The organism is Pseudomonas orientalis (assembly GCF_022807995.1).
GTDB classification, from domain to species: Bacteria; Pseudomonadota; Gammaproteobacteria; order Pseudomonadales; family Pseudomonadaceae; genus Aquipseudomonas; species Aquipseudomonas orientalis_B.
Genome location: NZ_CP094351.1, coordinates 793,384 through 819,829 on the forward strand (window position 1 = coordinate 793,384; position 26,446 = coordinate 819,829).

The 26,446-nt window shown below is 58.8% G+C and carries 25 protein-coding genes and 1 tRNA gene; 13 read left to right on the forward strand and 13 right to left on the reverse strand.

The features are described from left to right. Positions 1-109: 109 nt before the first annotated feature. Together MRY17_RS03315 and MRY17_RS03320 are read right to left on the reverse strand one after the other, a co-directional pair. Positions 110-346 (reverse strand): hypothetical protein, encoded by a 237-nt coding sequence (locus MRY17_RS03315; protein ID WP_065888068.1) that lies wholly within the window; start codon positions 344-346, stop codon positions 110-112. A 491-nt stretch (positions 347-837) separates the two neighbouring features. Continuing rightward, a complete protein-coding gene (locus tag MRY17_RS03320; protein ID WP_243353291.1) occupies positions 838-1,647 on the reverse strand; it encodes an AraC family transcriptional regulator in 810 nt (269 codons plus the stop codon). A gap of 138 nt (positions 1,648-1,785) precedes the next feature. On the opposite strand from MRY17_RS03320, the gene MRY17_RS03325 reads away from it, so the two are divergent. After that, complete coding sequence (locus tag MRY17_RS03325) at positions 1,786-2,424, forward strand: LysE family translocator (RefSeq protein ID WP_065888066.1); 639 nt, start codon at positions 1,786-1,788, stop codon at positions 2,422-2,424. A 61-nt stretch (positions 2,425-2,485) separates the two neighbouring features. Here the strand turns inward: MRY17_RS03325 and ggt are convergent, their stop codons facing one another. Next, the gene (gene ggt / locus MRY17_RS03330) at positions 2,486-4,315 is read right to left on the reverse strand and encodes a gamma-glutamyltransferase (RefSeq protein WP_243353292.1); all 1,830 of its coding nucleotides are present in this window, start codon (positions 4,313-4,315) and stop codon (positions 2,486-2,488) included. Between the two features lie 317 nt (positions 4,316-4,632). Here ggt and MRY17_RS03335 point away from each other — a divergent pair, with 317 nt between their 5' ends. Next, entirely contained in the window at positions 4,633-8,802 is a 4,170-nt protein-coding gene (locus MRY17_RS03335; RefSeq protein ID WP_243353293.1) for an AvrE-family type 3 secretion system effector, read from the forward strand. A 46-nt stretch (positions 8,803-8,848) separates the two neighbouring features. On the opposite strand, the gene MRY17_RS03340 is transcribed toward MRY17_RS03335, so the two are convergent. From MRY17_RS03340 to MRY17_RS03350, 3 genes are all read right to left on the reverse strand, one after another. Continuing rightward, the gene (locus MRY17_RS03340; RefSeq protein WP_181282200.1) at positions 8,849-9,628 is read right to left on the reverse strand and encodes a PhzF family phenazine biosynthesis protein; all 780 of its coding nucleotides are present in this window, start codon (positions 9,626-9,628) and stop codon (positions 8,849-8,851) included. Positions 9,629-9,786: 158 nt separating this feature from the next. After that, positions 9,787-9,863 (reverse strand) — tRNA-Met (locus MRY17_RS03345). A 222-nt stretch (positions 9,864-10,085) separates the two neighbouring features. Continuing rightward, entirely contained in the window at positions 10,086-10,637 is a 552-nt protein-coding gene (locus MRY17_RS03350) for an RNA polymerase sigma factor (protein ID WP_181282201.1), read from the reverse strand. Between the two features lie 264 nt (positions 10,638-10,901). On the opposite strand from MRY17_RS03350, the gene sctW reads away from it, so the two are divergent. The 11 genes from sctW (at position 10,902) to sctU (ending at position 21,045) form a co-directional block, all read left to right on the forward strand. Continuing rightward, on the forward strand, positions 10,902-11,966 hold the full coding sequence (gene sctW, locus MRY17_RS03355; RefSeq protein ID WP_191956584.1) for a type III secretion system gatekeeper subunit SctW: 1,065 nt from the start codon (positions 10,902-10,904) through the stop codon (positions 11,964-11,966). Next, positions 11,963-14,056, forward strand: coding sequence for a type III secretion system export apparatus subunit SctV (sctV, locus tag MRY17_RS03360; protein ID WP_181282203.1), 2,094 nt, complete (start codon positions 11,963-11,965; stop codon positions 14,054-14,056). Before sctW ends, sctV begins: the two co-directional genes overlap by 4 nt. A gap of 37 nt (positions 14,057-14,093) precedes the next feature. Next, positions 14,094-14,993: an FHA domain-containing protein gene (locus tag MRY17_RS03365; RefSeq protein WP_243353910.1), complete on the forward strand. Its 900-nt coding sequence runs from the start codon at positions 14,094-14,096 to the stop codon at positions 14,991-14,993. After that, positions 14,990-16,348, forward strand: coding sequence for a FliI/YscN family ATPase (locus tag MRY17_RS03370; RefSeq protein WP_243353294.1), 1,359 nt, complete (start codon positions 14,990-14,992; stop codon positions 16,346-16,348). Before MRY17_RS03365 ends, MRY17_RS03370 begins: the two co-directional genes overlap by 4 nt. After that, a complete protein-coding gene (locus MRY17_RS03375; protein ID WP_181282204.1) occupies positions 16,335-16,763 on the forward strand; it encodes a YscO family type III secretion system apparatus protein in 429 nt (142 codons plus the stop codon). Before MRY17_RS03370 ends, MRY17_RS03375 begins: the two co-directional genes overlap by 14 nt. Before the next feature lie 101 nt (positions 16,764-16,864). Continuing rightward, the gene (locus MRY17_RS03380; RefSeq protein WP_243353295.1) at positions 16,865-17,224 is read left to right on the forward strand and encodes a type III secretion system HrpP C-terminal domain-containing protein; all 360 of its coding nucleotides are present in this window, start codon (positions 16,865-16,867) and stop codon (positions 17,222-17,224) included. Continuing rightward, the gene (locus MRY17_RS03385; RefSeq protein WP_243353296.1) at positions 17,218-18,231 is read left to right on the forward strand and encodes a FliM/FliN family flagellar motor switch protein; all 1,014 of its coding nucleotides are present in this window, start codon (positions 17,218-17,220) and stop codon (positions 18,229-18,231) included. The genes MRY17_RS03380 and MRY17_RS03385 overlap by 7 nt, the downstream gene beginning before the upstream one ends. Then, positions 18,228-18,881 (forward strand): type III secretion system export apparatus subunit SctR, encoded by a 654-nt coding sequence (sctR, locus tag MRY17_RS03390; RefSeq protein WP_124356926.1) that lies wholly within the window; start codon positions 18,228-18,230, stop codon positions 18,879-18,881. Before MRY17_RS03385 ends, sctR begins: the two co-directional genes overlap by 4 nt. A 7-nt stretch (positions 18,882-18,888) precedes the next feature. Next, entirely contained in the window at positions 18,889-19,152 is a 264-nt protein-coding gene (gene sctS / locus MRY17_RS03395; RefSeq protein ID WP_124356927.1) for a type III secretion system export apparatus subunit SctS, read from the forward strand. Positions 19,153-19,162: 10 nt separating this feature from the next. Next, complete coding sequence (gene sctT / locus MRY17_RS03400; protein ID WP_243353297.1) at positions 19,163-19,951, forward strand: type III secretion system export apparatus subunit SctT; 789 nt, start codon at positions 19,163-19,165, stop codon at positions 19,949-19,951. Continuing rightward, positions 19,948-21,045, forward strand: a complete 1,098-nt coding sequence (sctU, locus tag MRY17_RS03405) for a type III secretion system export apparatus subunit SctU (protein WP_181282207.1) — start codon at positions 19,948-19,950, stop codon at positions 21,043-21,045. The genes sctT and sctU overlap by 4 nt, the downstream gene beginning before the upstream one ends. On the opposite strand, the gene MRY17_RS03410 is transcribed toward sctU, so the two are convergent. The 7 genes from MRY17_RS03410 to sctJ form a co-directional block, all read right to left on the reverse strand. Further along, positions 21,046-21,303, reverse strand: a complete 258-nt coding sequence (locus MRY17_RS03410) for a hypothetical protein (protein WP_347710227.1) — start codon at positions 21,301-21,303, stop codon at positions 21,046-21,048. Between the two features lie 110 nt (positions 21,304-21,413). Further along, complete coding sequence (hrpT, locus tag MRY17_RS03415; protein WP_124356931.1) at positions 21,414-21,617, reverse strand: HrpT family type III secretion system protein; 204 nt, start codon at positions 21,615-21,617, stop codon at positions 21,414-21,416. Next, positions 21,614-23,749 carry a type III secretion system outer membrane ring subunit SctC gene (sctC, locus tag MRY17_RS03420; RefSeq protein WP_243353299.1) on the reverse strand — a complete coding sequence of 712 codons (2,136 nt, stop codon included), beginning with the start codon at positions 23,747-23,749 and terminating at the stop codon, positions 21,614-21,616. Before sctC ends, hrpT begins: the two co-directional genes overlap by 4 nt. Beyond that, a complete protein-coding gene (locus tag MRY17_RS03425) occupies positions 23,742-24,170 on the reverse strand; it encodes a type III secretion protein (RefSeq protein WP_191956587.1) in 429 nt (142 codons plus the stop codon). The genes sctC and MRY17_RS03425 overlap by 8 nt, the downstream gene beginning before the upstream one ends. Beyond that, entirely contained in the window at positions 24,157-24,393 is a 237-nt protein-coding gene (locus tag MRY17_RS03430; protein ID WP_124356934.1) for a hypothetical protein, read from the reverse strand. Before MRY17_RS03430 ends, MRY17_RS03425 begins: the two co-directional genes overlap by 14 nt. Before the next feature lie 101 nt (positions 24,394-24,494). Beyond that, a complete protein-coding gene (sctL, locus tag MRY17_RS03435) occupies positions 24,495-25,127 on the reverse strand; it encodes a type III secretion system stator protein SctL (protein ID WP_243353300.1) in 633 nt (210 codons plus the stop codon). 509 nt (positions 25,128-25,636) lie between these two features. After that, positions 25,637-26,443, reverse strand: a complete 807-nt coding sequence (sctJ, locus tag MRY17_RS03440) for a type III secretion system inner membrane ring lipoprotein SctJ (protein WP_181282211.1) — start codon at positions 26,441-26,443, stop codon at positions 25,637-25,639. Between the last annotated feature and the right edge of the window lie 3 nt (positions 26,444-26,446).

Here is a 26,446-nt window from a genome sequence, read left to right on the forward strand (position 1 = left end):
TCATGTGGGAGGGGGCTTGCCTCCGATCGCGGTGTGTCAGCCAGCCTGTCTGTCGCTGATACACCGCTATCGGGGGCAAGCCCCCTCCCACATTGGTTTTGTAGTGTTTTCAGGTTCGTGGCATGCACTCGATGGTGCGGTTTACCACCGTTTTGGCCATCTCCAGTAAGTGCCATGCGGCATGGATTCGGGCGCGGTCGTGGGGTTGCAGGTGATCGCAACAGTCCCACACCGTGGCTGATGCGCTGTGGATCAGATGGGAAATGTAAAGTTGGGCGTCTTCGAAGCTGAGTTCTTCATTGACGACGAGGCAATCCATGGGTGGATCGGGAAGTGCTTTGGTCATGGTGTAACTCCTATTAACTCAAAGGAGCCGACCCCGTCGCGACTAAACGTTGGGTGGCGGCTGTACGCAGGTTAGTCGACCGGCAAATAGGCAAAGTCCGGCGCACCCTAGGGCGCCCTGCGCACAGCCACCATAAAACCTCATGGAGGACCATGCGCCTATTAAATCCGGGCGACTAAACCCGATCACTGAAAGGCAGTGACGGGCCGAAGACTAGCCATCGATTCCAACAGGCACAAGGCGGCGGGGATTGTCTCGGAAACGTCCTGCAATTTAAAGGGACACGGCTTGCTGGCCCTTTACAAACCATGACCAAATGCCAGCAACGCCACCTTATCTGAATTGTGGGAGGGGGCAGGCCCTGATGCCGTCTGTAGGAGCGAGCTTGCTCGCGAAAAACTCACAGGCACCGCGTTCATTTAGGAAGTACGCGTTATCGTTGGCGTTTTTCGCGAGCAAGCTCGCTCCTACAAAAAGCATCAGGTCTTGAATCAGCGTCCGAGCATTTTCACCCAGCGTGAGGGCGGCATGCCGTAGGTGTTGCGAAACTGCCGGGTCATGTGGCTCTGGTCAGAGAAGCCGGCGGTCATCGCTGCATCCACCAAAGGTTGGCCCTGGGCCAACAATTGGCGTACCAGGTCCAGCCGCCGCATGGTCAGGTAGCGGTAGGGGCTGGTGCCGAACAGCAAGCGGAAATCCCGCGACAGCGCCCAACGGTCACGCGCGGCGTGATCGGCGATTTCATCCAGGGTGATGCTGCGGCCCAGGGCGCTGTGGATAAATTCCCGGGCGCGCTCGGCGGCGATGTAATCAAAGGATTTGCGGCTGGTGATGACGCCGGACGCATCGCTCAGCGCGTGGGCCAGGTCGAACATGGCGTCCTGCTCCTGCATCGGGTCGATCGGGCAGTCCAGGCTTTGCAGCAATACCTCGCTGGCGCGGTGCAGCCGCAGGTCGGTGGACACGCCGCCGGGTATGAAGGGCAGCGGCTTGCCGCCGAGGATCTGCTGGATCAGCGCCGGCTCCACGTAGATCATCCGGTACTTGAAACCCTCATCGCTGCCCGCGCGACCGTCATGGGTTTCATCGGGGTGAATCACCATGGTGGTGCCGGGCAAGCTGTGGGTCATGCCGCCGCGATAATGAAAACTCTGCACGCCGAACAACGTGCGCCCGATGGCGTAGGTGTCATGGCGATGGGGGTCGAAGGCGAAGCCGGCAAAGTACGCCTCGATACGGTCCAGGCCGCTGGCGTGCGGCGCGCGGTGCAGCCAGTCCAGCGTGTGGGTGGGATTGCCCATGGTGACTTGTCACAAAAGGAGGTGGAAACACGTTAACCGAGTCTGCGCCCCTTGTCTGCCGGGGTCTTGTACGATTGTGCAGTTGTTCGGCCAGGCCTATGATCCAGGCTGCGTATTGCCTTGAAGGAGCTGGCCGCGATGGAACTGTTCAACCCCGCCTATGTGGCGCCGCTGGTCTCGTTGGCCCTGCTGTGGACGGTGGCCGTGGTCACGCCCGGGCCCAACTTCTTCAACACCGCCCAATTGGCCGCCAGCTGTTCGCGCCGACATGGTGTGGTGGCTTCGGCGGGCGTGGCCACCGGTACGATCCTGTGGGGGTTGGCGGGTGGGCTGGGGATCAAGTCGCTGTTTACGGCCGCGCCTATGTTGTACCTGGCGTTCAAGATCATCGGTGGCTGCTATTTGATTTACCTGGGGCTGAAATTGTTCAAGCGCTCGGCAACCAGCATGGGCCAGACTCCGTTGCCGGATGCGGCGCGGCGCTCGTTGTTTTCCGCCTGGCGTCTGGGGCTTTTGGGTAACCTGTCCAACCCCAAGGCGGCGCTGTTCGTCGCCACTATCTTCGCATCCACCATGCCGCCGTCGCCTTCGCCGGTGTTGCTGACGTTGGCGGTGATCGTCATGGCGACCTTGTCGTTCAGTTGGTACACCAGTGTGGCACTGCTGTTTTCCAGCGAGCGCATGGCCACTCTTTACAGCCGTTCGCGCAAATGGCTCGATCGTTTTGCCGGGGGATGCTACGTCTTGTTCGGTTCACATCTGATCGCGAATCGCTGACCCTCTGTTACAGGGCTTAAATGGGGGGTGAGGGAGCAAGCGCCCTCCCACCCAGGTTGAATCAGTCGCCCAGCGCTTCGCCTTCACGCCGCGGGTCCGCGCCACCGCTCAATGACACCTTGCCCTGGGCGTCACGTGTGCGAACGATCGCCTGGACGCCGCTGGTCATGTCGATTTCGCTCAGTTCATGGCCTTTGCTCTTCAAGGCCTGCTTCACGCCCGTGCTGAACAGCCCGGCCTCCAGCTCGGTTGCGCCATTGCGGCTGCCGAAGTTCGGCAGGCCGATAGCGGCCTGTGGGTCGAGTTTCCAATCCAGCATCGCGACCAGTGTTTTGCTCACGTACTCAATAATCTGCGAGCCGCCCGGCGACCCCACGGTGGCCAGCAACTCACCGCTCTGGCGATCGAACACCAGCGTCGGTGCCATCGCCGAGCGCGGACGCTTGCCGGGTTGCACGCGGTTGGCGACGGGTTGGCCGTTTTCTTCGGGGATGAATGAGAAGTCGGTCATCTGATTATTGAGCAAAAAGCCCTGGACCATGACGTGGGAGCCGAACGCCGCCTCCACCGTGGTGGTCATCGAGACGGCACCGCCCTGGTCATCCACAGCCACCACTTGCGAGGTGGAGATGCGCAGCGGCGAACGGTCCGGCGCGTAGGCGACCTGAAGGCCTGCCGGCTGACCTGGCTTGGCGATGCCCATGCTGCGCTCACCCACCAGCGCGGCGCGCCGGGCCAGGTAATCTGGCGCAACGAGGCCGGCGACCGGTACCGGCGTGAAGTCCGCATCAGCCACGTATAGCGCTCGGTCGGCGAACGCCAGGCGCCCGGCTTCGGCGATCAGGTGCACGGCCTCTGGCGTGGGTTCAAGCCCGGCGGGGGAGGGGCTCTTGACCGGCGTCATCGGCGCGATCGCCCGGCGAGGATCGTGCTTTTCCAACGCCTGCAAGGTGCCGAGGATCTGCGCAACAGCGATTCCGCCGGACGAGGGCGGCGGCATGCCGCAGACTTTCCATTGTTTGTAGTCGGTACACAACGGCTTGCGTTCCTTGGCGGCATAGCCCTGGAGGTCCGCCCGGGTCAAGCTGCCGGCATTGCGATGGCCCTGCACTTTGCGTGCGATTTCATCGGCTATCGGGCCTTGATAGAGCGCGTCCGGCCCCTCCTTGGCGATACGTTTGAACACCTTCGCCAGCGCCGGGTTCTTCAGCACTGTGCCGGTGGCTTTTGGCGAACCATCGGCATTCAGAAAGTACGCAGCCATTTCCGGCGACTGCGCGATAAAGCGGTCGGCGGCGATCAGACTGTGCAGGCGCGGGGAGATCGCGAAACCCTGTTCGGACAGACGAATCGCCGGTTCGAACAACTTGGCCCATGGCAGGCGGCCGCTCTTTTTATGCGCCATTTCCAATGCCCGCAACACCCCCGGCGTGCCCACCGAACGCCCGCCAATCTGCGCATCGGTGAACGCCATGGGCGCACCGTCGGCCTTCAGGAACAACCGCTCTGTCACCCCGGCCGGAGCGGTTTCACGGCCATCGTAGGCGTGTACGTTTTCGCCGTCCCACAGCATGATGAATGCGCCGCCGCCGATGCCGGAGGATTGCGGTTCCACCAGCGTCAGCACCGCTTGCATGGCGATCGCCGCATCGATGGCCGAACCGCCCTGGCGCAACATCTCGCGCCCGGCTTCGGCGGCCAGTGGGTTGGCGGCCGCAGCCATATGGCGCGCGGCGTGGCGAGTGACAAGGTCGGTGCGATAGCCCGAACCCAACTCCGGTGCGGGTGGCTGTTCGTTGACTGAGGTGTGGCAGCCGGCCAGGGCGAGCGTGATGGCAAAGGTGGCTAATCGACGGCGGGAAATTACAAGCACGCGCTGAACTCCGTTCATTTTGAGAATGATCTGGTCTTCCTGACGGCAGACTTTAGCGCAGCACAGGAGAGGATAGTTCGGGTTGACTGTTTTTTTCCGGTTGAGCCAATCAGGTCGTGATCATTTCGCGGCGCTGGAACCAAAACGAGGTAAACGCTCACTCGTTAACTGGTATTTATCTATTTCTGGAGCTCGTTATGCACAGAAGACTAGATGGTTTGCCCCACTCACAACATGACGTTAGCGAGCATGCTCGCCACGACAATGCTTATTCCTCCCCGGCCACGGTATCTGTCCAGCCACTGTCCTCCTATCAATCGCTGAACCCCGCTTCAATGCTGTTCGATATGCGCCTCGAAGGCGGGCGGCTGGAACCTGATACGACCCAGGTGGCACGTGACATCGCCCGCCATCTCAACGCACCGAACAAACATTATGTTGCCGATGGCGCCTCAGTCGCCGGCACGTTGCGTTTGAGGGATGAGCGAGATTACCTGTTCCATATTCAGCCCACGCCCGCCGTCGCGGCGGTATTCAGAAGCAGCCTGCCCGACACTGGCGGCGGCGAGGGTCGCGTGTCGTCACCCGGTCGGGGACACTTGGCGAGCGTCAGCGGTGTACAGACGACCGCCGAGGGCAAGCAGTTTCGTCTGGATGAAGGACGTCTGTATCGCTTCGAACCCCTCACCCTGTCCTGGTTGCCCGACGCGGATGACCGGGCTTATAGCCGCATTGGCCTGACCCGTGAGGGGCAACTGTTGAAGATGCCCCGGGGGACACTGGACAGCAGCGCCGAGGGCCGGGTTTCGGCGGTATTGAGCGAGGCCCGGGGCGCATCGGTTGTGCATATTCAAGGTGCCGACGGGGCGGCCGTACGTCCGGTCGATGAACGCGGCGCACCCGTGCAACTCACGCGAATCGGTCTGGCGGGCAGCGCCCTGTACGGTACGACTGCCGACGGTGAACTGCTGCGCGCGGATCTGCGTCTGGCGCGGGACGGTAGGTTGCCGATGCAGCCGCAATCGCTCGACGCCCTGGAACAGGCGCTCAAAGGCGCTGTGCGTGTCGAGGGTTTTTTTCACGATGACAGCGGCCAGCTCAATGCTCAGATTCGCGATACCCGTGAGCAACTGCACAGCTCACCCCTGGGCGACACACGCAAACTGCGCCCGCAGTGGAACCTCAGCGACGTACTGGTCAAGGGCATTGAGAAAGGCCTGCCTTTGCCCAGCCGCCAGGCACTGACGACGGCGGTCGATCTCGGGCCGCGAGGCAAGGTTGCGTTTGATTCAGGCAACTTGCTGAGTTGGGATGCGGCCGCGCAACGCTGGGACAAGTCCGCGCACCAGGGGGTGGCCCATTTGGAGCGTGGCCTGGACGGCCGTGCCTATGTGCTGCAGGAGGGACAACTCAAAGCGGTGACGATCAGTAAAGTGCGTGAGCCGGTGTATGAAGGCGCCAGCCATGACTTGAGCGCACTGCCCAAACCGCGGCCTCAGGTGTCACTGGATGAGGTGCTCGCGGGCAAGGTCAAGGAGCCTGTCACTGGCTTTGCGGTAGCCGATGGCCGTCACTTTGTCACCGTCAATAAAGACCACCAGCTTCAAGTCTGCCTGGACGGGGTCTTCAGTCCATTGCCGCTTACACCGGTAATTGCCATAAAAACGCTGGCGCTGGATCACGAAGCCAATCTCTATGCCCACAGCCGAGAGGGCCGGTTGTTCAGGTTGGATCGCCAAGCCTGGCAGGGCGGCGACGCCGCTGTACAGCACTGGACCCAGGTTGAATTGCCGCAGGGACAATCTCTGGAGTCCCTGCGCATGGGCGCTGACAAACACTTGATCGGCGGTTGGAACAGGCAGTTCCATCGATTGGATAATGCGGCCCCAAGCGCAATGGCGTGGGGACCGGTGCGACCGGCGGTGCAGCAGGCTTCATTGGCCGATACATTAGCGGCCCCCCAGATGCGCGCGTCTGTGTCAGGGGGCGCACTGACGGCCAGTAGCAATGTGTTTGGGCAAACACGCGAAGGGATACCCACCCAGCGCAATTTTTTCCAGGGGATCAAGGCGCACTTCCATCCTTTGCAAGCCCTGGGTGAGAAAGGCCAGTCCATTGGGCATCACATCAACGGTCGCCGGGGATTGAAGAGTGTATACGCTGACGACAAACGCCTGCACCAACAGCTCGAGTCGCTCTCCAGAAGCAAGCCTGTGGGCGCAGGCCTGAGCTCTCGTCTTGCGGCCATGGGCGAGCCTGGGCCGCGACAGGCACTGGCCCAGCAGCTCAGTCAGGCGCTGACCAACGTCAAAGAAAGCAGCCAGGCGAGCGCCCGCTTGTTAGGTGACCTGCATGGGCTGTCATTGGACCCACAGCCCAGGCTCAGCCGAGCGGTGATGAGCACCGACTCGACGCTGCACCAGTTGTATGAAGCCTTCAAACGGGTTGACCCCTCATCCGAGAAGCCCACGGCAGCGCTGCTGGCCAACTTCGAAGGGCAGGGCCTGAGGTTGCCCGAGTGGAAACCGGAGCGTAAACGTGACCTCGGCCACCCTTCGGCGATCATCGAGGGCGACCTGATCCACCATGCCGGCACGCTCAAGCAACTGGCGGAGCTGGTTGAGGAACTGGGCAGCACGTCCGGCCATAGCCCAAGCGCCTTGAAAAGAATCGAGGCGTCGCTCAAGGCAGTGATGAAAGGCTTTGAAGAGAGCCCTGTGCACACGCTGTCCAGCCAGAAGATTGTCAGTTACGACCAGGCAGAATCCCTGTATGACAACTTCAAACTGTTGGCCAAGGATCTCGGCACTCCAGGGTCCGCCTTGCATTGGCACCTTTCGGGGCTGCTGGGATTGCCCGCCGATGCGTCCATAAAGGACGCGATGACGCAGCAAGTGCGGCAAATGGAAAGTGGTCAGACCCTCAGCCCGAGCCGAACCCAAGGCAAAAGTCTGGGTGTGATAACAACGGGCATAAAACCGGTGGCGCCTTTGGAGTTTTTTCTGGAGGCCTCGAAATCCCATACCCATGGTGTGAGTATCAGCCGTACCGACCAGGGCGCTCGCGTTGAGATCAGCATCGACGACACGCGACGCCTGACCGGCTCCTTGGGTTTTGGTGTGACGTTGGGCCAAAGCGGGGGGGCCGTTGGACCTGGCCTGAGGGTGGCGGGTGAATTGATAGCGAGCGCCGAGAAAAACAGCGAGTCGAGTATCGGTTTTGACGTGAAGGAGGCTGACTTCGGCAAGATGATATCGATTCTGATGGGGCAATCCGGGGGACTCCAGGACTTACTGGCGCTGGGCAAGGAACACGCGTCTGGAGGAGGTTCTAGAGTCAGTGCCGACGTGAGTCTGGACGGGCTTGCCCAACTGCGGCTGATGTACAACCCGCAGGAACGTATCGCCGAGTTTGATTCGGTGATACGCGCCGGCCTCGGCGGGGTAGGCCATATCAACCTGATGCACACGGATGCGCACCAGTCCACCGTGCGTTCAGCGACGGATACCAGCCATCACGAGGAGCGTAACGTGCAATGGCTGGCGCAGGCTGAAGCTGGGGCCAACTTTGCGCCGGTCAACGCGCTGGCGCTGGGCAGAGGTGAAGCGGACGGGCCGACGGCTATCGCCTTCGCCTTGCCGGAAGTCTCGGTCAGGGTGAAATTTGACCGTGGGCAATCCCGTGCCGTCGATTTTTCCTTCAAGCCTGCGCAACCGGTAACCCAGGCTCAGATCGAGGATATCCACAAGCGCCTGTCGCAGTACTCACCGCAGTTCAGGCAGGACCTGGCCGTCATGGCTTTGTCGGCTGACCCGCAGGAGCAGTTGGCGATGTTGCAGCGTTTCATGGCGGCGCATCCTCCTTCAGCGACGAAGCTGGATGACTACCACGCCATCGGCCAGTCGCTGGAAAAATGCGTGACCCAGCACACCCTGATGAAAGCCGGTTTGCGTCAGCTGGCGTCGGTCGAATCCAGCGTGACAAGGGTGGGGCTGCAGGACAACGGGCGATTTGCCTGGCTGGACGATGTCGCGCCGGGTAACAAGGCAGCCATCGTGCAGTGGCTCGGTGAGGACCCGCAATTGGCCCGGATCATCCAACAACTGCAGCGGGGTGAAGGCACCTCCGTGACGCTCGGCATGGAACTCAAACCGCAGGTTCTGCACACGATCGAGCATCGTCACCTGGCGGGCGAAAGCACCGAGCCGTTGATCAGGCGAGCGCTGAAAGATCCCAACAACCTGCGTGTGAAAAGCATGAGCATGAACTACACCGCGACCCAGACCCATGGCATGTCATTGCCGGCCCTGACCAGCCTCAGCTTTTCCAGCAGCGCCTCGCTCAGTCACACGCAACAGCATGTCAACGTCGACTTCGAATACGGGGCGAACCCGGACACGCCGTTGCGCATGAACTTGAATGACACATTGAGCCCCCTGCCGCGCCATGACCTGACGGTTGACTTGGCGGACCAGCGTATTAGAACGCCGAGTGCGATGGCCTGAAGGCAGTCAGGATGAAAGCGGCTTGACGTCAGGCAAGCCGCTTCGTTTACAGATGAATCACACCTTGCATATACAGCACGGCTTTACCGGAGATGATGACCCGGTCACCTTGCAGCTCACAGCGCAATTGGCCTTTGCGCTTGCCGCCTTGCTCGGCGGTCAATTGCGATTTGCCCAGGCGCTCGGCCCAGAACGGTGCCAGCGACGTATGCGCGGAGCCTGTGACCGGGTCTTCATTGACCCCTACATTGGGGCCGAACCAGCGCGAAACAAAGTCAAAGCGCGTGCTCCTGGCGGTGACGGCAATCCCGCGTTTAGGCAGGCCCTTGAGCCGTGCGAAATCCGGCGCGAGTGCCGCCACTTGTGCCTCATCTTCCACCAGCACGATATAGTCGTCGGTGCCGAACACCTCGGCGTTATCGATCCCCAATGCGCTTAACATTCCGCTTGGCGGCTCGCAGCGTTCGGGTTGCCTGGCCGGAAAGTCCATGGCCAGTTCATCGCCATTGCGCGTCACCCGAAGCTCGCCGCTGCGCGTGGCGAAGCGCAACACGCGCGGCGCGTCCGGCAACTTGTGAATCAGCACCCACGCCGCAGCCAGGGTGGCGTGGCCACACAGGTCCACTTCCACTTCCGGGGTTAACCAGCGCAGTTCATAAACGTCGCCACGGGGCACGAAGAACGCGGTTTCCGACAGATTGTTTTCGGCGGCGATGTGTTGCAGTTGCTCGTCCGTCAGCCACTCGGTGAGCGGGCACACCGCCGCCGGGTTGCCGCCGAAGGCATGCTGGCTGAAGGCGTCGACTTGGTAGATGTCCAGTTGCATCGGGAGCGCTCCGTGGTGGGGGAGGCTGGACACTAACAGCGGGTGCGCAGAGCGTCAAAATACAGATAGGGAGTATTTTTGAGCGCATCAATACATCGGCGAGGCGTTCTGCGGGCATAAAAAAACGGCCTACCTTTCGGTAAGCCGTTTTTAGTACTTGGTGGCTACACAGGGACTTGAACCCCGGACCCCAGCATTATGAATGCTATGCTCTAACCAACTGAGCTATGTAGCCAAGTGGCGCGCATTATTCGCGTAGAACGGCAATGCGTCAAGGGGATTTTTGAATTTTTTCTACGCTTTCAACCGTTTAACCGAAAACAGGCTAAATGGCGACGAGTGGTGGGATAAAAGGCGGGTGCGCTCTTGTGGCGGCAGGCTCTGGCCGTCGCGTACGTAAAGCGTCGGTCGAGTTGGGCAGATATCCTTTTCGCCCAACGGTTTTTGTGGCGGGAACTTACGGCAGCAACGGGTTGTGAGTCACGCGTTTAAGCTGTTCGCGCGCCCGTGACAAGCGTGAGCGTACCGTGCCGATGGGGATGTCCAGCGCATCGGCAGTGTCCTGATAGCTGCCGTCTGTTTCGAGCGAAGCGTATAGTGTTTTGCGCATTTCCACCGGCAGATGATCGATGGCACTCAGGGTTTTTTCCAGACGTCGGTTGACTTCAAACTCCCAATCCAGACTGTTGTGTTCGTCCTGGCCATGCCACAAGGACTCATCGAACTCGCAATGCACGGGTTTGGCATACATGCGTCTGAAGTGGTTGCGGATCAGATTCTGGGCAATCCCGCACATCCAGGTGCTGAGCGTGGCCTGGCCGCTGAAACGCTCTCGGTTGCGCCACGCTTCCAGGTAAGTCAGTTGCAGAAGGTCGTCCGCATCTTCGGGGTTGAGTACGCGTTTATGAATGAAGCGTCGCAGTTTCTTTTGCTGGTCGTCCGTCAGTTGAACCATGAACTGAGGCGAACTGCCGACGAGGTGAGCGAGATCACCAATAGGTATTTTCATGTTGTTTTTCCTCCGGGAAGGCTCGATCGAAATGGTTTCGATAGGGACCCCGTTTGCACTGGCTATGCCAAATGGGAAAAGCACATAACTATTTGATTTATATAAATATGTATTTTACGTATTGGTTTTTTTTTGCCGTAACTTGCAAAGAGTGCGATGTGGGCGTGCAGGTATTTTCATCGCCATCGCCGTGAAACGTTTTGATGGAACTGGATTGCGGCGGCTTGCCACATAGGGACACAAACTTCCCATTCTGGCCCGCCCATGAAAGTCGAATCCTTCAACGATGTGCAGCAGATCCAACCCTCGGAAAAGCCCAGTGTCAGCGTTGTCGAAGCGCCGAGCCGGTCGCTGGCCCTGGATGACATTGCGCAGATTTTCAACGAAGAAGTGGCACTTAATGCGCAAGCCCTGGGTCGGCGGTCCATTGGCGCGAAAGTCTCACCGGTGGCGGAACTCGCGCAGCTGTATGAACAGCTCGGTCACCCCGGCCAAGCCACACTGGAAACCGTTGTCCGTCGGCTTCGTTTCGAGTTGCTGCGCAAGCCCACTGTCGAAAAATTGGTAAGCCTCGCCGGCAGTGACCCCGCGCGTGCCTTCGTGGTGCTTCAGTACATCGCCAACGAAGCGAAGACCGACGGATTGAAGGTAGAAGAGGACCTGGCTCGCGGCGCCCTGAAAGAGCTGAAACAGAATTTCGGCGGGCCAATCCAGGCAGGTCTGAATATCGCCCTGGCATTGAAAGAAGCCAGCGCTGACCCGCGGGAGCGTCAGGACGTGCGCGCGCTTTATTACGCTTCCGTGGTCGTTCGCCAATCCCTGGCATTGATGCTGCAAACGCTATTGAAAATGTACGGCCTGACGGACTTTCCCAAAGGCGTTGACCTGATGACCCAGGCTCTGAACGGCGACATTGCAGCGCACACACAGTCAGTGCCCACGGAAAAATTGCGTCTCTTGCTTAAAGGGTTGGGAGAGTGTCGCGAATTACGCTCAGTGCTGGGCAATTGCGCGGCGCTGATCCAGCGTCTGAACGTCGATTACAATCCGGTGGATTTGTTACAGCGTTTTCTGGGTTACGCCAGTACCGGTATCGATTCGCTTGAGGTGCAGAGGCTGGCCAGCGAATTTGGGGGGACACTGCTTGCCGCGCGGCTGCACTCGCTCAATGAATTGTCCAGGGAAGTAAAGGCTCTACCCATCGCCTGGTGGCTTGATGCTCAATCCCAGGCATCTGCCGTGAAGGTTTTCAAGAACGTTATGCTCGACTGGGCCCGCGAAGAGCGTGGCCACCTGAAGTTCCCCGGCGAGACGAGGACGTACGGGTGACACTGCTGTCATCGATCAATGGCGTGCTGCTCAAGGTGGCACGGCGTGCCGAAGTGCTGGGCGCGGTGGTGGTCATGGCCATCGTGTTCATCTTCATTGTGCCGCTGCCCACCTGGCTGGTGGACATCCTGATCGCGTTGAATATCTGTATTTCCTGCTTGTTGATCGTACTGGCGCTGTACCTGCCAGGGCCGCTGGCGTTCTCGTCGTTCCCATCGATCCTGCTGCTGACCACCATGTTTCGTCTGGCGCTGTCGATCGCTACCACGCGCTTGATTCTGCTGGAGCAGGACGCGGGCGACATTGTGGAAGCGTTCGGCAATTTCGTGGTGGGTGGCAATCTGGCGGTGGGCCTGGTGATCTTCATGATCCTGACCATCGTCAACTTCCTGGTGATCACCAAAGGTTCGGAGCGGGTCGCTGAGGTGGCTGCCCGCTTCAGCCTGGATGCGATGCCGGGCAAGCAGATGTCGATCGACAGTGACCTGCGCGCCGGGCTGATCGACGGTGCACAGGCACGGGACAAACGTGAGCAGTTATCCCGCGAAAGCCAGCTGTTCGGGGCCATGGACGGGGCCATGAAGTTCGTCAAGGGCGACGCTATTGCCGGTTTGATCATCGTGGTCATCAACCTGCTCGGGGGCTTCTCGACCGGCATGTTCCAGCACGGCATGAGCGCAGGTGAGTCAATGGCGCTGTATTCGGTGCTGACCATCGGTGATGGCTTGATCGCGCAGATTCCCGCGCTGCTGATCTCCCTGACGGCCGGCATGATCATCACCCGAGTGGCGCCGGATGGACGCAAGGGCGTCAGCAACATGGGCGCCGAAATTGCCCGGCAAATGACCAGCGAGCCCAAGAGCTGGATGATCGCGTCGGTGGGCATGCTGGCCTTTGCCACGCTCCCCGGCATGCCCACCGTGGTGTTCATTCTGATTTCGATGATGACCGGCAGCCTGGGTTACTACCTCATGCGCCAGCGTCAGCGCGAGGACGCCCCTGCGACGCCGGATGAGAAAGCGGTTCGTCCGGAAGAGAACGGTAATGAAGACCTGCGTGGCTTCGACCCGTCACGACCGTATCTGCTGCAGTTCAACCCGAAGCTGTACAACACCCCCGAGGTCATCGACATCGTTCAAAAGATTCGTCAGGCCCGAAATGCGCTGGTCGCCAATATCGGTTTGACGCTACCGCCGTTCGAAGCCGAGTTCAGTGAGTCGCTGGCTGTCGATGAGATGCGCTTTTGCGTGCATGAAGTACCGGTCGTGACGGCGACCCTCAGCGACCGGGTAGCGGTCGAGTACGCCGCCTTGGCACCACCTCCGGACAGAGGGGAAAGAGGGCTGCCTGAGCGGGACGAAGCGGATTGGCTGTGGCTCAGCCCTGATGATCCGTTGCTCGACGACCCACAGATCGAGCGTTTCAGCGCCCAAAGCCTGGTCATCGAACGCATGAAGCGGGCGATGCTCCTTAGCGGGCCGCGGTTTCTTGGCATCCAGGAAAGCAAGTCGATCCTCAGCTGGCTTGAACACAACCAGCCGGAACTGGTGCAGGAACTGCAACGCATCATGCCGCTTTCACGTTTTTCTTCGGTACTGCAGCGCCTGGCGGCCGAGGGCGTCCCATTGCGTGCCGTGCGGTTGATCGTCGAGTCGTTGATCGAGTACGGCCAGCATGAGCGCGAACCGGATGCCCTGGCCGATTACGCACGTATTGCGCTCAAGTCTCAGATCTTTCACCAGTACAGCGAGGCCGATGGCCTGCACGCGTGGCTGCTGTCGCCGCAAACCGAAAACATCCTGCGCGAGGCCTTGCGCCAAACCCAGAGCGGCGTGTTTTTTGCTCTCGATAACGACAGCAGCGCTGCCCTGGTCGGCCTGCTCAACCAGGCGTTTGCGCTACGGCCCAAAACCAAGAGCGTGCTGCTGGTGGCTCAAGACCTGCGCAGTCCCTTGCGTGCCCTGTTGCTGGATGAGTTCAACCATGTGCCGGTGATGTCGTTCGCCGAGCTGGGGAGCAATTCCAAGGTAAAGGTCCTGGGCCGATTTGACCTGGGGCAGGACGAACTGTTGCGCGGGGCCGTGGCATGAGCCGCTTGTTCATAGACAGATCGAGGGCGGCACCATGATGTTCGAGCTGCGAGTGCTGGATGGCTTGCATCAGGGCGCCGCGCTGCCGTTATTTGGCGAGCAATGGAGCCTGGGTGCCAACCCGGACGCCGATCTGCTGTTGAACGATCCCGAGGTCGTCGAGCATCACGCGCGTTTGCGCTTGGCCGATGATCGCTGGTCGGTGCAGGCCGAGGCTGGGCTTCTTAAAGACAGCGATGGGCAGGTGTTGGCGCAGATCGGCGAGCTTGCGCTGAACACGGTCTTTTTGATCGGCTCCGTTCGCCTGTGTGTCAGCCCGGCCGATCAGCCCTGGCCGCAGGCACCCGCGCCCGCATCACTGTCCTCCGAGCCTGGGGGGCACGCGCCGCTTGCGTTGAAACTGTCATCAATCCCTTCGTCCCAGCAAAAGCGTTTGCTCAGCCTGGCACTTGCGTTTGCCGTGCTCACGACGGTGGTCGGCATTATTTTCAGTGGGGAGCGCAATGCTCAGGCGTCGCTGATGCCGGCGGTGATTCAAAAGCCTGAACTGGACTCGTCGTTCGAGGTGCGCCAGCAGTTGTTGAAAATGCTCAGCGAACGGGAACTGACCCAGCGCGTGAGCTTGCAAGTGATCAATGGCCAGATCGTCCTCAATGGGGACGTTTCTTCGGAAGAAGTAGAGATGGTGGCACGCATGCTTACCCGTTTTGCCGAGCTGTTCGATACCACAGTCCCTGTGCTCAGTCGCGTGCGTGTAACGGATCGCGCTTTGCCGTTCAAAATTTTGCAGATCGTTAGCGGTCCCAACGGCCATGTTGTGCTGGAGGAGGGGGAGCGTCTTTTTGTGGGAGACGAGGTGGACGGCTTGCGTCTGGTATTGATCGATAACAGCAAGGTCGTATTCGACGGCAAGCAGCGGTATGAGGTGCGCTGGTGAACGAGGTGGCGCAGGCGCGCCTCGAAGCGTGGCGGTCAAGCCAGTCTCAGGCGTTGGCGAGCTTTGCGCCGGTGTCGATGCGCGGTCGCATCCAGCGCGTCAACGGCATGCTGCTGCAATGCCGACTGCCCCAGGCCCGTATCGGTGATCTTTGTCGTGTGGAAAAGAAGCCCGGCGATTGCATGTTGGCCGAAATCATCGGGTTCGATCAGCAGGATGCGGTGCTCAGTGCGTTGGGTAATCTGGAAGGCGTGCGTGTGGGGGCCAGTGTCGAACGCCTGGGTGTACCGCATCGCGTGCGCGTCAGCGATGAGTTGCTGGGGCAGGTGCTGGATGGGTTTGGTCGCCCCATCGCGGGTGACGGTCCCAGTGCCTTTGTTGAAATCGATGGGGTCGACGCGAGCACGGTGCTGTGCGAGGCGCCCCTGCCGACCGAGCGACCAAGGATCAACCGGGCGCTGCCCACCGGGGTTCGCTCGATTGATGGGTTGATGACGCTGGGCGAGGGGCAGCGTGTCGGTTTGTTTGCCGGCGCAGGGTGCGGCAAGACCACCTTGTTGGCCGAAATCGCCCGTAACGTGGACTGCGATGTGATCGTGTTCGGCCTGATCGGTGAGCGTGGCCGAGAGCTGCGCGAGTTTCTTGATCATGAACTCGATGATCAATTGCGCGCCAAGGCGGTGCTGGTTTGTTCCACCTCGGACCGCTCGAGCATGGAACGTGCACGCGCTGCCTTCACGGCAACCGCCCTGGCCGAAGGTTATCGACGCAAGGGCAAGCGCGTGTTGCTGTTGATCGATTCCTTGACGCGATTTGCGAGGGCCCAGCGTGAAATCGGCCTGGCCGCCGGCGAACCCCTGGGGCGCGGTGGTTTGCCGCCTTCGGTGTACAGCTTGTTACCGCGACTGGTGGAGCGTGCGGGGCTGACACGTGAGGGGGTGATTACCGCGATCTACACGGTGCTGATCGAGCAGGACTCCATGAGCGATCCGGTGGCTGATGAAGTTCGTTCGCTGTTGGACGGGCATATCGTGCTGTCTCGCAAATTGGCCGAGCGTGGTCACTATCCGGCGGTTGATGTGCTGGCCAGCCTGTCGCGGATTTTGACCAACGTCGCCGAGCCCGCGCATATCAAGGCCGGTACCGCACTGCGACGGCTGTTGTCGGCGTACCAGCAGATCGAGTTGATGCTCAAGCTGGGTGAATATCAGGCCGGCAGCGATGCCCTGACCGACATGGCAGTGGATAGCCGCCAGGCGGTGGATAGCTTTCTACGCCAGGACTTGCGCGAACCTTCAGCCATCACGACGACGCTGGCCCATCTGACGGAGTTGACCGCCCATGTCCCTTTCTGAGCCGCTCAAAGTCGAGATAGAAACGTTGCGACGCCTGCGGCGGCATCGAGCAGACCGTGTCGAACGCGAGTTGAGTGCCGCCAAAAGGCACCAGCGAGCCTTGCTCGCACAAATCGAGCAGGCGCAGCAGGTGCTTGAACAGACCCGCGTCGAAGAAGCTCGGCGAACCGAGCAGTTGCTCAAACAGCACCAGGGTACGGTGATGACGTTCAAGGACTTGAAAGCCTGGGGTGCGCAGGAACGCAGTTTGTCGGCCAGCACACAACGTGAGGTTGTTCAGTTGCAAAGCCTGCATGGGCAACGAGAGCAGCAAGAGATACAGGTGAGCCTTGTGCAGAAGCGGGTCACCGAGTGCTTGCGCGAGGTCGAGAAGCTTCATGAGTTAGCCAAGCTGTTGTCAGAGGAGGCTATATGACTCGAGTGCCACCGGAGAGGAGCGAGCGCCCGCGGCCGCATGAACAGCATGGAGATCCTGAAGCATGGGAGCGCATTGTTCCGCATCTGGAATACGGACGGATGTTCAGCCAGATGTTCGCTGACGATGAACAGTTCCCTGGACATGCCGCAGGCAGTGGCGAGGCTTCGCGTGTAACCGTTGAGCTTGCCATGATCGGCGCGTTGACTGATCAATTGATTCCCCGGCTCAGCGGGGTTTCACAATGGCCGCTGCAAGTGGCCCTCTATGTACCTCGGCTAGGACGTATCCGCGCGCGCGTTCAACGAGAACATGACGCTTGGGGGATTGAACTGCAAGCGGAGCAGGACACCACGGCGCGGTGGCTGACGGGGGTACGCCAGTGCTGCCAAAGCCGGATGGTCGAGATCCTGGGTCACCCAGTCAACCTTCAAGTGATTGACGGGACGTCGACATGTTGATGCAGCCACTGCGCTTGCGCTCGGTCAAGACTGACTCGTTGGCTGCTCGGCGTCGTCTGGGCCGTGGTCTGAGCATGGAGTTTCAGGTCGCTGGGCGTCAGGGTGAGTTGTTGCTTGAGCCCGCGCGCGCGCCGCAAGGTGTCAGGCCATTGTTTTTTGAAACGGCTCGAGGCGTGTTGGCGTTCGGGGAGCCGGGGCCGCAGTTCAGTTTGTTGGGCGACTGTCCTGTGACACTCGCTGCTACCTCTAATGATCCGGACTCCTGGTTCTGGGCATTGTTCGAATACCACCTTAGCCCGCAGATAAAGGCGCTGTTTGGTCATCTGCGTTTGATATCCGCCGCTAAAAATCTCAACTTCGGCTGTCGGCTGACCGTAAGCCAAGGAAGCGTGCGCGTCGTGGGCTACGTGTGGCTATCGCCTGATAGCTTCCTGGCGTTGTGCGAAGCAGGTCGATGGAGGTCGACCGCCAAGCCTATTTCAGATCAGTTCCAGTTGGCATTCAGCCTCACGCTCGGTCGCCTGCGGTTACCCATTGCACAGGTCTGCAGCCTCCAGGGCGGCGACGTGTTGATACTCGAACAAGCCTTTTTCCAGATCCAGGGCGCAGGTTACGTACGCGTCGGTGGGCGACGCTTGTATGGACAGATTAACGATGCATCCGGGCCGCTGAGCCTGACGCTTACCGCTATTGAGGAAACATCCGTGGATGAAGAGTTTGCATTGAGCCTACCCCCGGAGCATGGGGACGATCAGCCGATCAAGGACGTGTTCGGTCCCGAACCCTTCGATGAGTTAAGCATGGCCCTTAACGTTCGCTGCGGCACAATGAACCTGACGCTTGGAGAGTTGCGCAATCTCGCGCCGGGCACCGTACTGGGTGTCAACGGGTACGCACCGGGAATGGCCGGGCTTTACTATGGGGATCGTCCGATTGCGCGGGGCCAGTTGGTCGAGGTCGACGGTCAGCTCGGCTTACAATTATCCCGCGTGGCGCTTTCCCAATGATATCCCAGGGGATTGATCCTCTTGTTCTTGCGCTGTTTCTCGGTTCCCTGGCACTGATGCCGATGTTGTTGATTGTTTCCACGTCCTTTTTGAAAATCGTCATTGTGCTGATGATTACCCGCAACGCTATTGGTGTGCAGCAGGTTCCGCCCAGCATGGCCATCAATGGCATTGCGCTAGCAGCCACGATGTTCATCATGGCTCCCGTTGGCTATGAGATCTCCCAGACGTTGAAGGCTTCCCCACTCGACTTGACCAGCGTGCAGGCCATGCAGGAGACGGGACTTGTCGCTATTGAACCGCTGCGCGCATTCATGAAGCGAAATACCGATCCGGATGTACTGACCCATCTCAAGGAGAACACCGCACGGATGTGGCCGCCTGACATCGCCCAAGAGGTTCAGCGTGAAGATTTGATCCTGCTGGTGCCGGGCTTTGTCCTGTCGCAATTACAGGCAGGCTTCGAGATAGGGTTTCTGATTTATATCCCCTTTATCGTCATCGACCTTATTGTCTCCAACTTACTGTTGGCATTGGGCATGCAGATGGTCTCGCCCATGACTATCTCGCTACCGCTCAAGCTGTTGTTATTCGTCTTGGTTTCCGGATGGTCGCGTTTGTTGGACAGCCTGTTCCTTTCTTATCTTTGAGTAGCCTATGGAACCGATTGTGTTGTTCAAACAAGGCATGTTGCTGGTGGTGGTGTTATCCGCTCCTCCGTTGCTCGTAGCGGTGATCGTCGGCGTACTGACCTCACTGGTACAGGCCTTGATGCAGATACAGGATCAGACGTTGCCATTTGGCATCAAGCTGGTGGCAGTTGGCATAACCCTCATACTGACGGGCCGTTGGATGGGCGTGGAGTTGATTCAGTTGATCAACTTGATGTTCGACATGGTTGCCCGCTCGGCACCCAATTGAGGCTTCTTGCGTGCTGACTTTCGTTGATTTCCTTCCCAGTTTGCTGATCGCCATGGCGCGCATCTATCCCTGTGCTTTTCTGGTGCCCGCCTTCTGCTTCCAGCACCTCAAAGGTATGACTCGACACATCATCGTCGTCGTCTTGGCAATGATCCCCGCCCCGGGCATTTATGCGGCATTGAAAGGCCAGGAGTATTCGGACCTGATGATCAGCGGACTGGTCTTCAAGGAAGCTGCGCTGGGGCTTTTACTTGGAACCTTGTTGCTCATGCCGTTCTGGATGTTCGAGTCAGTGGGGGCGTTATTGGATAACCAGCGTGGCGCTCTGGCCGGTGGTCAACTCAACCCCTCCCTTGGACCGGATGCAACCCCCGTGGGGCATCTTTTCAAGCAACTGGTCATCTTTCTATTGGTCGAGGTCCTTGGATTGGCTGCGCTGACTCAGATCATCTGGGACAGTTACCTGGTCTGGCCACCGACAGCCTGGTTGCCATTGGCAGCGGTAAACGGCTTCGCGGTGTTTCTGGGTCTGCTCAATGATACGTTGACGCACATGATGCTCTACGCGGCGCCTTTTATTGCCGTGTTGCTGCTATTGGAGTTTGGTATCGCGCTGCTTGGCCTCTATGCCCAACAGTTGCAGGTGTCGACCCTGGCGCCTCCGGGCAAAAGCCTTCTCGGGTTGATAATCCTGATCTTGTACTTCCCGCTGTTGCAAGACTTGATCGTCGGCCGCTTGAGCCTGCTGGGCGACCTCAAGCACACGCTCGGCTTGCTCTTTCAAGCGGCGAAGCCATGAGTGACTCTGGAGAGAAAAAGCACCCGGCCAGCCCCAAAAAACTGCGTGACCAGCGTAAAAAAGGCCAGGTTGCGCAAAGTCAGGATGTGGGGAAGTTGCTGGTGTTGACGGCCTTGAGCGAGATTGCCTTGTATACCGCAGACATTAGTATGCAGCGCTTGGAGCAGTTGATGGCGTTGCCCTTGTCGCGCATGAATCAGCCTTTCGTGCGCGCCTTGGAAGAGGTGCTGATGGATGCGCTGATCGTGTTCTTCTCATTTGCCCTGCTGATGGCCGGCGTGGCGATTCTGGTGAAGTTGATCAGTGGCTGGATGCAGTTCGGTTTTCTGTTCGCTCCGGAGAGCCTGAAGCTGGATTTCAATCGTCTGAATCCCCTCAGTCAGCTCAAACAAATGTTTTCTGCGCAAAAGGTCATGGGCCTGTTGATGAGCGTGGCGAAGGCTCTGCTCCTGGGATGGATTCTGTACGTGGTGATCGTCCCTTCACTGGACGCACTGATTAACCTGGCCGGCAGTGACCTGCCCACCTACATCCAGGCACTTATCCAGCTGTTTCGTCACTTATTGCATGTTTGCCTGGGGCTGTTGTTGGTGATGGCCTTGATTGACATGGCGATGCAGAAACACTTTTTTGCCAAGCGCATGCGTATGACACATGAGGAGGTGATCAAGGAGTACAAGAACATGGAGGGCGACCCCCATGTGAAGGGACAGCGGCGTTCGCTGGCTTATCAGCTTGCCCAGGAAGAACCCAAGGTCAAACTGCCCAAACTGGAAGAGTCAGACATGCTCGTGGTGAACCCTACGCATTTTGCTGTGGCCTTGTACTACCGCTCCGGTAAAACGCCACTGCCACTTTTGGTAGACAAAGGCACTGATGCCCAGGCTCGTGCATTGATCGATCGGGCGAAGGCTGCCAATGTGCCGGTCATCCAGTGTGTCTGGTTGGCTCGCACGTTATATGAGAGGAAACTGGGCGCCGGGATTCCGCGCGAGACATTGCAGGCCGTGGCGCTGATCTATCGGACCTTGCGCGTACTGGATGATGAAGCCAAGCGTGAAACCCTGACGTTACCGGAAATTGAACGACGTTGACTATGTGACGGCGCAACTGGCCCTGACCTCAAGGTTGACCAACGAGAGCAACCGGGCAAGGGTCCTGTCGAGCGCATCTTGCGATGCCGGCAGCACATGCCAGATCAACAGGTTTCCCGGGGAGTCGAGGTAAATAAAGCACCCATCAAAGGCAATCGGCTGTTCGAAACGTCGCTGCAGGGTCTGCTGTAACTGCCTGGGGTGCAGCACCTCCCGTGCCAGCTTTACGGTCAGTCCCCGGCGAGCGCCAGCACGCATGGCGTAGGCACTGATTCCGTAAGCTATCTGAAGTTGGGCGGCATCGCTGCCCCCCAACAAGCTGTTCAGAAAGGCTCGGTGATGTGAGCCATCGACAGTGTGCAGGACTCTCATCGTTCCAGCGACACCGTCTGATAATCCGAACGCTCTCCCGACGGGCCCGGCTCTGCACGCATGTGCGGTGGCCACCACACGACCAGCGTATCCTTGCTCGATTGTGGGCGTGAGCACGAGTCGCCTTTACAAGTGGGGGTGCAGCCCACAACCAGCAGTGTTGCACCAATGAGCGTAGCGGCTAACAGTGAGTGGTTCATGGCGTATCTTTCCGGGGTTGGGTGAGCAGTGAAGGGCGGGATACACCTATGTGTTCGTCTTTCACCACCGGGCGCATGGCAATGAATACCTCGGCTTCTTCTCCCGGTTTGAGCCAGGCGCGCGGCCAGACGCTGACCGCCAGGGTTTGTGAAGTGCTGCATTCCTTTTCGTCGATCCGCACATTGCGTTTGAACTGGTTGCGCAGTACGACGACCGCCACGTTGAAATCCGGGCCGGCATACCACTGACTGCGTTCAGTGTTCAGCGCTAATAGGTCGCGAGTGTTGCACAGTGTTTCCAGGCCTAACGGTATGGGCGCCGACTTGAAGGTCTTGGGCACCTCGCCGCTGACGAGATAGGCCAATGTGCTGGTGATGTCGCTGCGCTTGATGACCGGTTGATAGGGCGAAGTGCGCCTTGCCAGCGGTTTGAGTGCGGCCTGCAACTCGGCTTGATCGGCCACCGGCAAATATCGCGAAGGATCAGCCTGATCACCAATGACCCGCGGTGTCAGGATGAACAGGCGCTCGCGACGGCTGTTCCGGCGTTCACTGGAGGAGAACAACGCTTTGCCCAGCAGCGGTATATCGCCCAGCAGTGGGACTTTGTTTTGCCTGTCCGAGTTTTCGGTAACATGGAATCCGCCGATCACCAGGGAGCGTTGTTCCTCCATTACGGCTTGGGTACTGACCTTGCCTCGACTGACGTCCGGGGTTTTGCTCACGAGGTTGGGTTCATTGAAGTTGCCGTCTTCGATGTCTACCTGCAGATGAACCTGGTGGCTGCCTCTGGAGGTAATGACCCTTGGGACGACTTGAACGCTGGTGCCGACAGTGACGGGTAAGATGGTCGCATTCTCCCTACCGGCCACCAGGTATTGCGTACGGTTGAAATCGATCACCGCGGGTTGGTTTTCCAGGGTCAGGATTGACGGATTCGACACCATGGTCGCCAGTCCTTTGGTTTCCAGGGCGCTTATGTCCGCAAAGAAGCCGTTACGGTTACTGATCGAAAGCTGCGACGACATGCCGGGCCCCACATTATCGACGCGGCCTCGAAAACGGCTGTTCTGAAAGCCCCACCTGATCCCGAACTCGCGCAGTTGATCTCGCTCGATATCCAGAATGATTGCGTCGATTTCCAGTAGCTTGCGCGCTACGTCGAGCTGAGTGATCAGCTCGCGGTACATTGCCTGGCGTTCGGGCAAATCGTAGATAAGAACCGCGTTATTGCGCACATCCGCTTCAACCCGAACCCTGCTGTTGTTGACCGGAGCGCGAGATGTCAGGGTGGCACCACTGCTCAAGGCGTCCGGTGATTGGGATATGCCCAATGCCTGGCTCAGTAAGGGATTGTTCAATCGGGGCCCTGTCACCGCCTGCTGCAACTGCGGCGACGGCGTGTTGATACGCGTCGACGCAGCAGCAGGTGTGCGTGGCTCCAACAACCCCTTTAACATGGTGGCGACGCCAGGAATGTTGAGCTTTTCACCTCGATAATCGACCTGGCGATCCGCGGCATTGGCGAATTTCAATGCAAAGGTCAGCACGCTTTGTTTCTCATCCGCAGACTTGCGCTGGCTGCTGAACTTCTTGATCAATTCAATATAGTGCCTGGGACCAGAGATCAGTACCACGCCATCCTCGGGGAGCTCCCCCCACCCAAAACGGCTATCGAGCAGTCCTATATCGGTTAACGCTTGCTTCAAGTCCGCGATGGTTTCCGAAGACACCTCCAGGCGTGCCGACTCCTGTTGGTCCAGTGCGCTGATAAAGAGGGTGTTGTTGTACATATACCACTGGAAGCGATGTTCGATGCCGAGTCTGTCCAATAGCGATTGCGGCGTGTTGGCGCGAATTTTCCCATTTACGGTGCCGTCCAGCAGGCCCTCGATCTGCAGTTGCGTGCCGAAGGTTTGAGCGAAGTCTTCGAGTACCTCCCGTAGAGGTTTATGCTCGGCTTCATAGGCATATGCAGTGTTTTTCCATTCACTGGGTATTGCGGCCAGCGCGCTTTGCATGGGCAACACTAACCACGACAGAAGTAACAGGCCGCGCCAACGCGCGCGTTTGGGGGATAGTAAGGATGAGCTGTCACGCAAGCGGCCGTGCTTGTCGGCTTTATTATTCATGATTGTTCTCTAGGTAACGCGATAGCGAATATCGAGATAGGGAAGGCGCTTCACGGCGCAGTCTTGAGAGGCGTGGAATAACTGCAAGCCACGTGTCACGCTGGTTGAGAAGTGCCTCCAGGCATTGCAACAATTTTTTTTGATCTTGCCCTTGTTCCAGGCAATGAATTAACCAGAGCGTGCCATCGGCAGGTGCTTGAGCGAGCGCTCCGGCGAAGTGGTTCAGGCTGGCGGCACCCAGGCGCATCCAAGTCTCAAGCTCGATATTCAGCGGCGCGTGGCGCGTCAGTTGGACACTGAGCACGTACATGCTTGAATCGCGGCGAAGAACGATAATGCTCTCTGCTTCAACTAGATTGATTTCCGGTTCTGTGCCACTGAACCAGCGCGCCCATGAGTCATTGCCGTCAAGGAATGCCATCAAAGACGATTTTTCCTTTGTCAGCCATGTAATTGGTCAGGGCAAACGTGGAGGTCATCAGGTGGTTGGCATCCATCTTCAGTTTCAACGCCTCATCCATTAACGCCGCGAATGTTTCGTTATCGAGATCATCCTCCATTCCGTCACCCAACTCTTTAATGCGTTGATTGACATTGTCCAGTTCTCTGAACTGTCTTTGATGTTGTCGGTAGTCGTAACTCATGGGCTAATCTCCAGTGGCTTTGCCCATGTGTGGTTCAAGTCTTGTAACGGTTCCGCTCAGGCATATTTGCAAGGCAATATGACGCCTCAATCGGAAAATGCTTACCCGTCGATACTCGATGAATCCAGCGCCAACAGGTTATCGACGGCAGCAGACCATTGAACGTGAAAGCTGCCTTCGTCGGTTTCAAGAATGAGCGTTTGAGCGGCAAGGGTAGCGTCCAGGCGCAGGCTCCAAGGCGCTTGACTGTGCAGGTTCAACCATTGCTCCACATGCGCATGATCCTCGGGGTGACAGGCCAGGGTGGCCTTGATTGCGGGGACTTGAACATCCAGCATTTTCTTGAGTATGGCGTTGATGCGTTCAGCGGGAGGCACCAGTTCCAATAGTTTGCTCAGCGCTTGGGTAGTGATTGCCCTGGCGGCCTTTTCGAGTTGACCGCAGATCAGCTGGCGCTCGGCCTCCCATCTCTGCAATTGACGATTAGACTTCTGCCAGAACTCGGCCTGCGCACGTTCCAGTAACATCTCGCTTTGCTCCTGAGCCTGACGCAGCAGCACTTCGGCCTGGGCCTGGGCATCGCTGAGCAAGTGTTCGGCGCACTGGCTGTCGGCCATCAGCGCTTTCGGAATCAAGGGGTAAGGCAGGGTCGCTGTTGCAATTGACAGTTCAATCTTGCGTCGGCATAGCATCGTGAGGCGAAACTCCTGGAGGATCAGCTTGAGGGTCTTCATCTGTCGCGGACGTGGCCCGCCATATGGCCGCTTGCCAGACGGTATCCAGCTTGCCTCTTGGTTCCGGTGCCTTTGTGCTTTCAAGTACCTGTACGCGTCGGCGCGCGAAGCTCAAGCGCAAGCGCTGCCACACGGACGGTTCTACCCAGTCGTGCAGGTAGTGCAAAGGATCTTCCCGCGTATCGCTTGAAGCCGGGGGCATGGCTTTGGATAAACGTGCGCACCAAAGGCGATTGTTGGTGCTCAACTCGGAGTCGTGGTGCGGGTAGTAAATGCCATCGATCAGCAACAGCATCAAGTCGCGTTGTTCCGCAGACGCCAATACCATCTTCAGCAGAGCGGGTGACGGTTGAATCGGCAAGCATGGCGTGATGCCCAGGGCTAGACTGATCAGTTCATGCCTGCTACGGCACAGTGCTTTTGCTGCGGCGGAGTTGAGGTCAAAGGCGCCCCATTGGTGCCGTGACTGATCCCATGGGCAGGCCCACCAGTAAACCCACGCGTGAAGCTCATGCATGGGATTCGGTCGTTTTTGCAACCATCGCTGGCGTATCGGACGGCATCACCTGCGGTCGCCGGGCTTTTTGCAGCCACCACATTGCTGCGACGCCCGCCAGCGCAATTGAGATGAGCATCACCGCCAATGTGACTTGCCAGAAAAACAGGTCGGATTCGGGCACCATAAATGCCCCCAGATAGACCAGGCGCTCCCGTTCGATGTAGGCCGCTGCCGGCACAAAAGTCACGGTGAGCTTCTGAGGGTTATTCACGGTGTCTGTCATGCCTGGGATGCTGCCGGCAACCAGCCTGCGAACACGTGGACTTATATTGTCAGGTTCCAGTCTTGGATCGTATTTGATAAAGACCGAAGCCGAGGCAGGTTGCACGGGTTCGCCGGGCGCTATCCTTTCAGGCAGCACGACATGGACACGGGCAATAACGACGCCGTCAATGTTGGATAAGGTAGCCTCCAATTCCTGGGATAATGCGTAGATGTAACGGGCTCGCTCTTCCAATGGCGTCGAGATGACACCCTCTTTTCGGAAGATCTCGCCCAGCGTCGAGCGTGCAGCCTTTGGCAGTCCGACCGCTTCCAGCGTTCGTACTGCGCGGGCAATGTCGCTGGATTGGACGCGAACCACGACACCGTCTTTTTCCAACGACTTCTGGGCGCGGATTTGTTTGTCTGCCAGCGCCGCGATCACATCATTGGCTTCCTGCTCGGACAATTGCCGGTAAAGATCAATGCGCTCCCCGCAGCCGCTCAGTAACAACGTCAGCGCGAGGAGTAAACAAGTGAGGTGGCGGTTGCGCATACA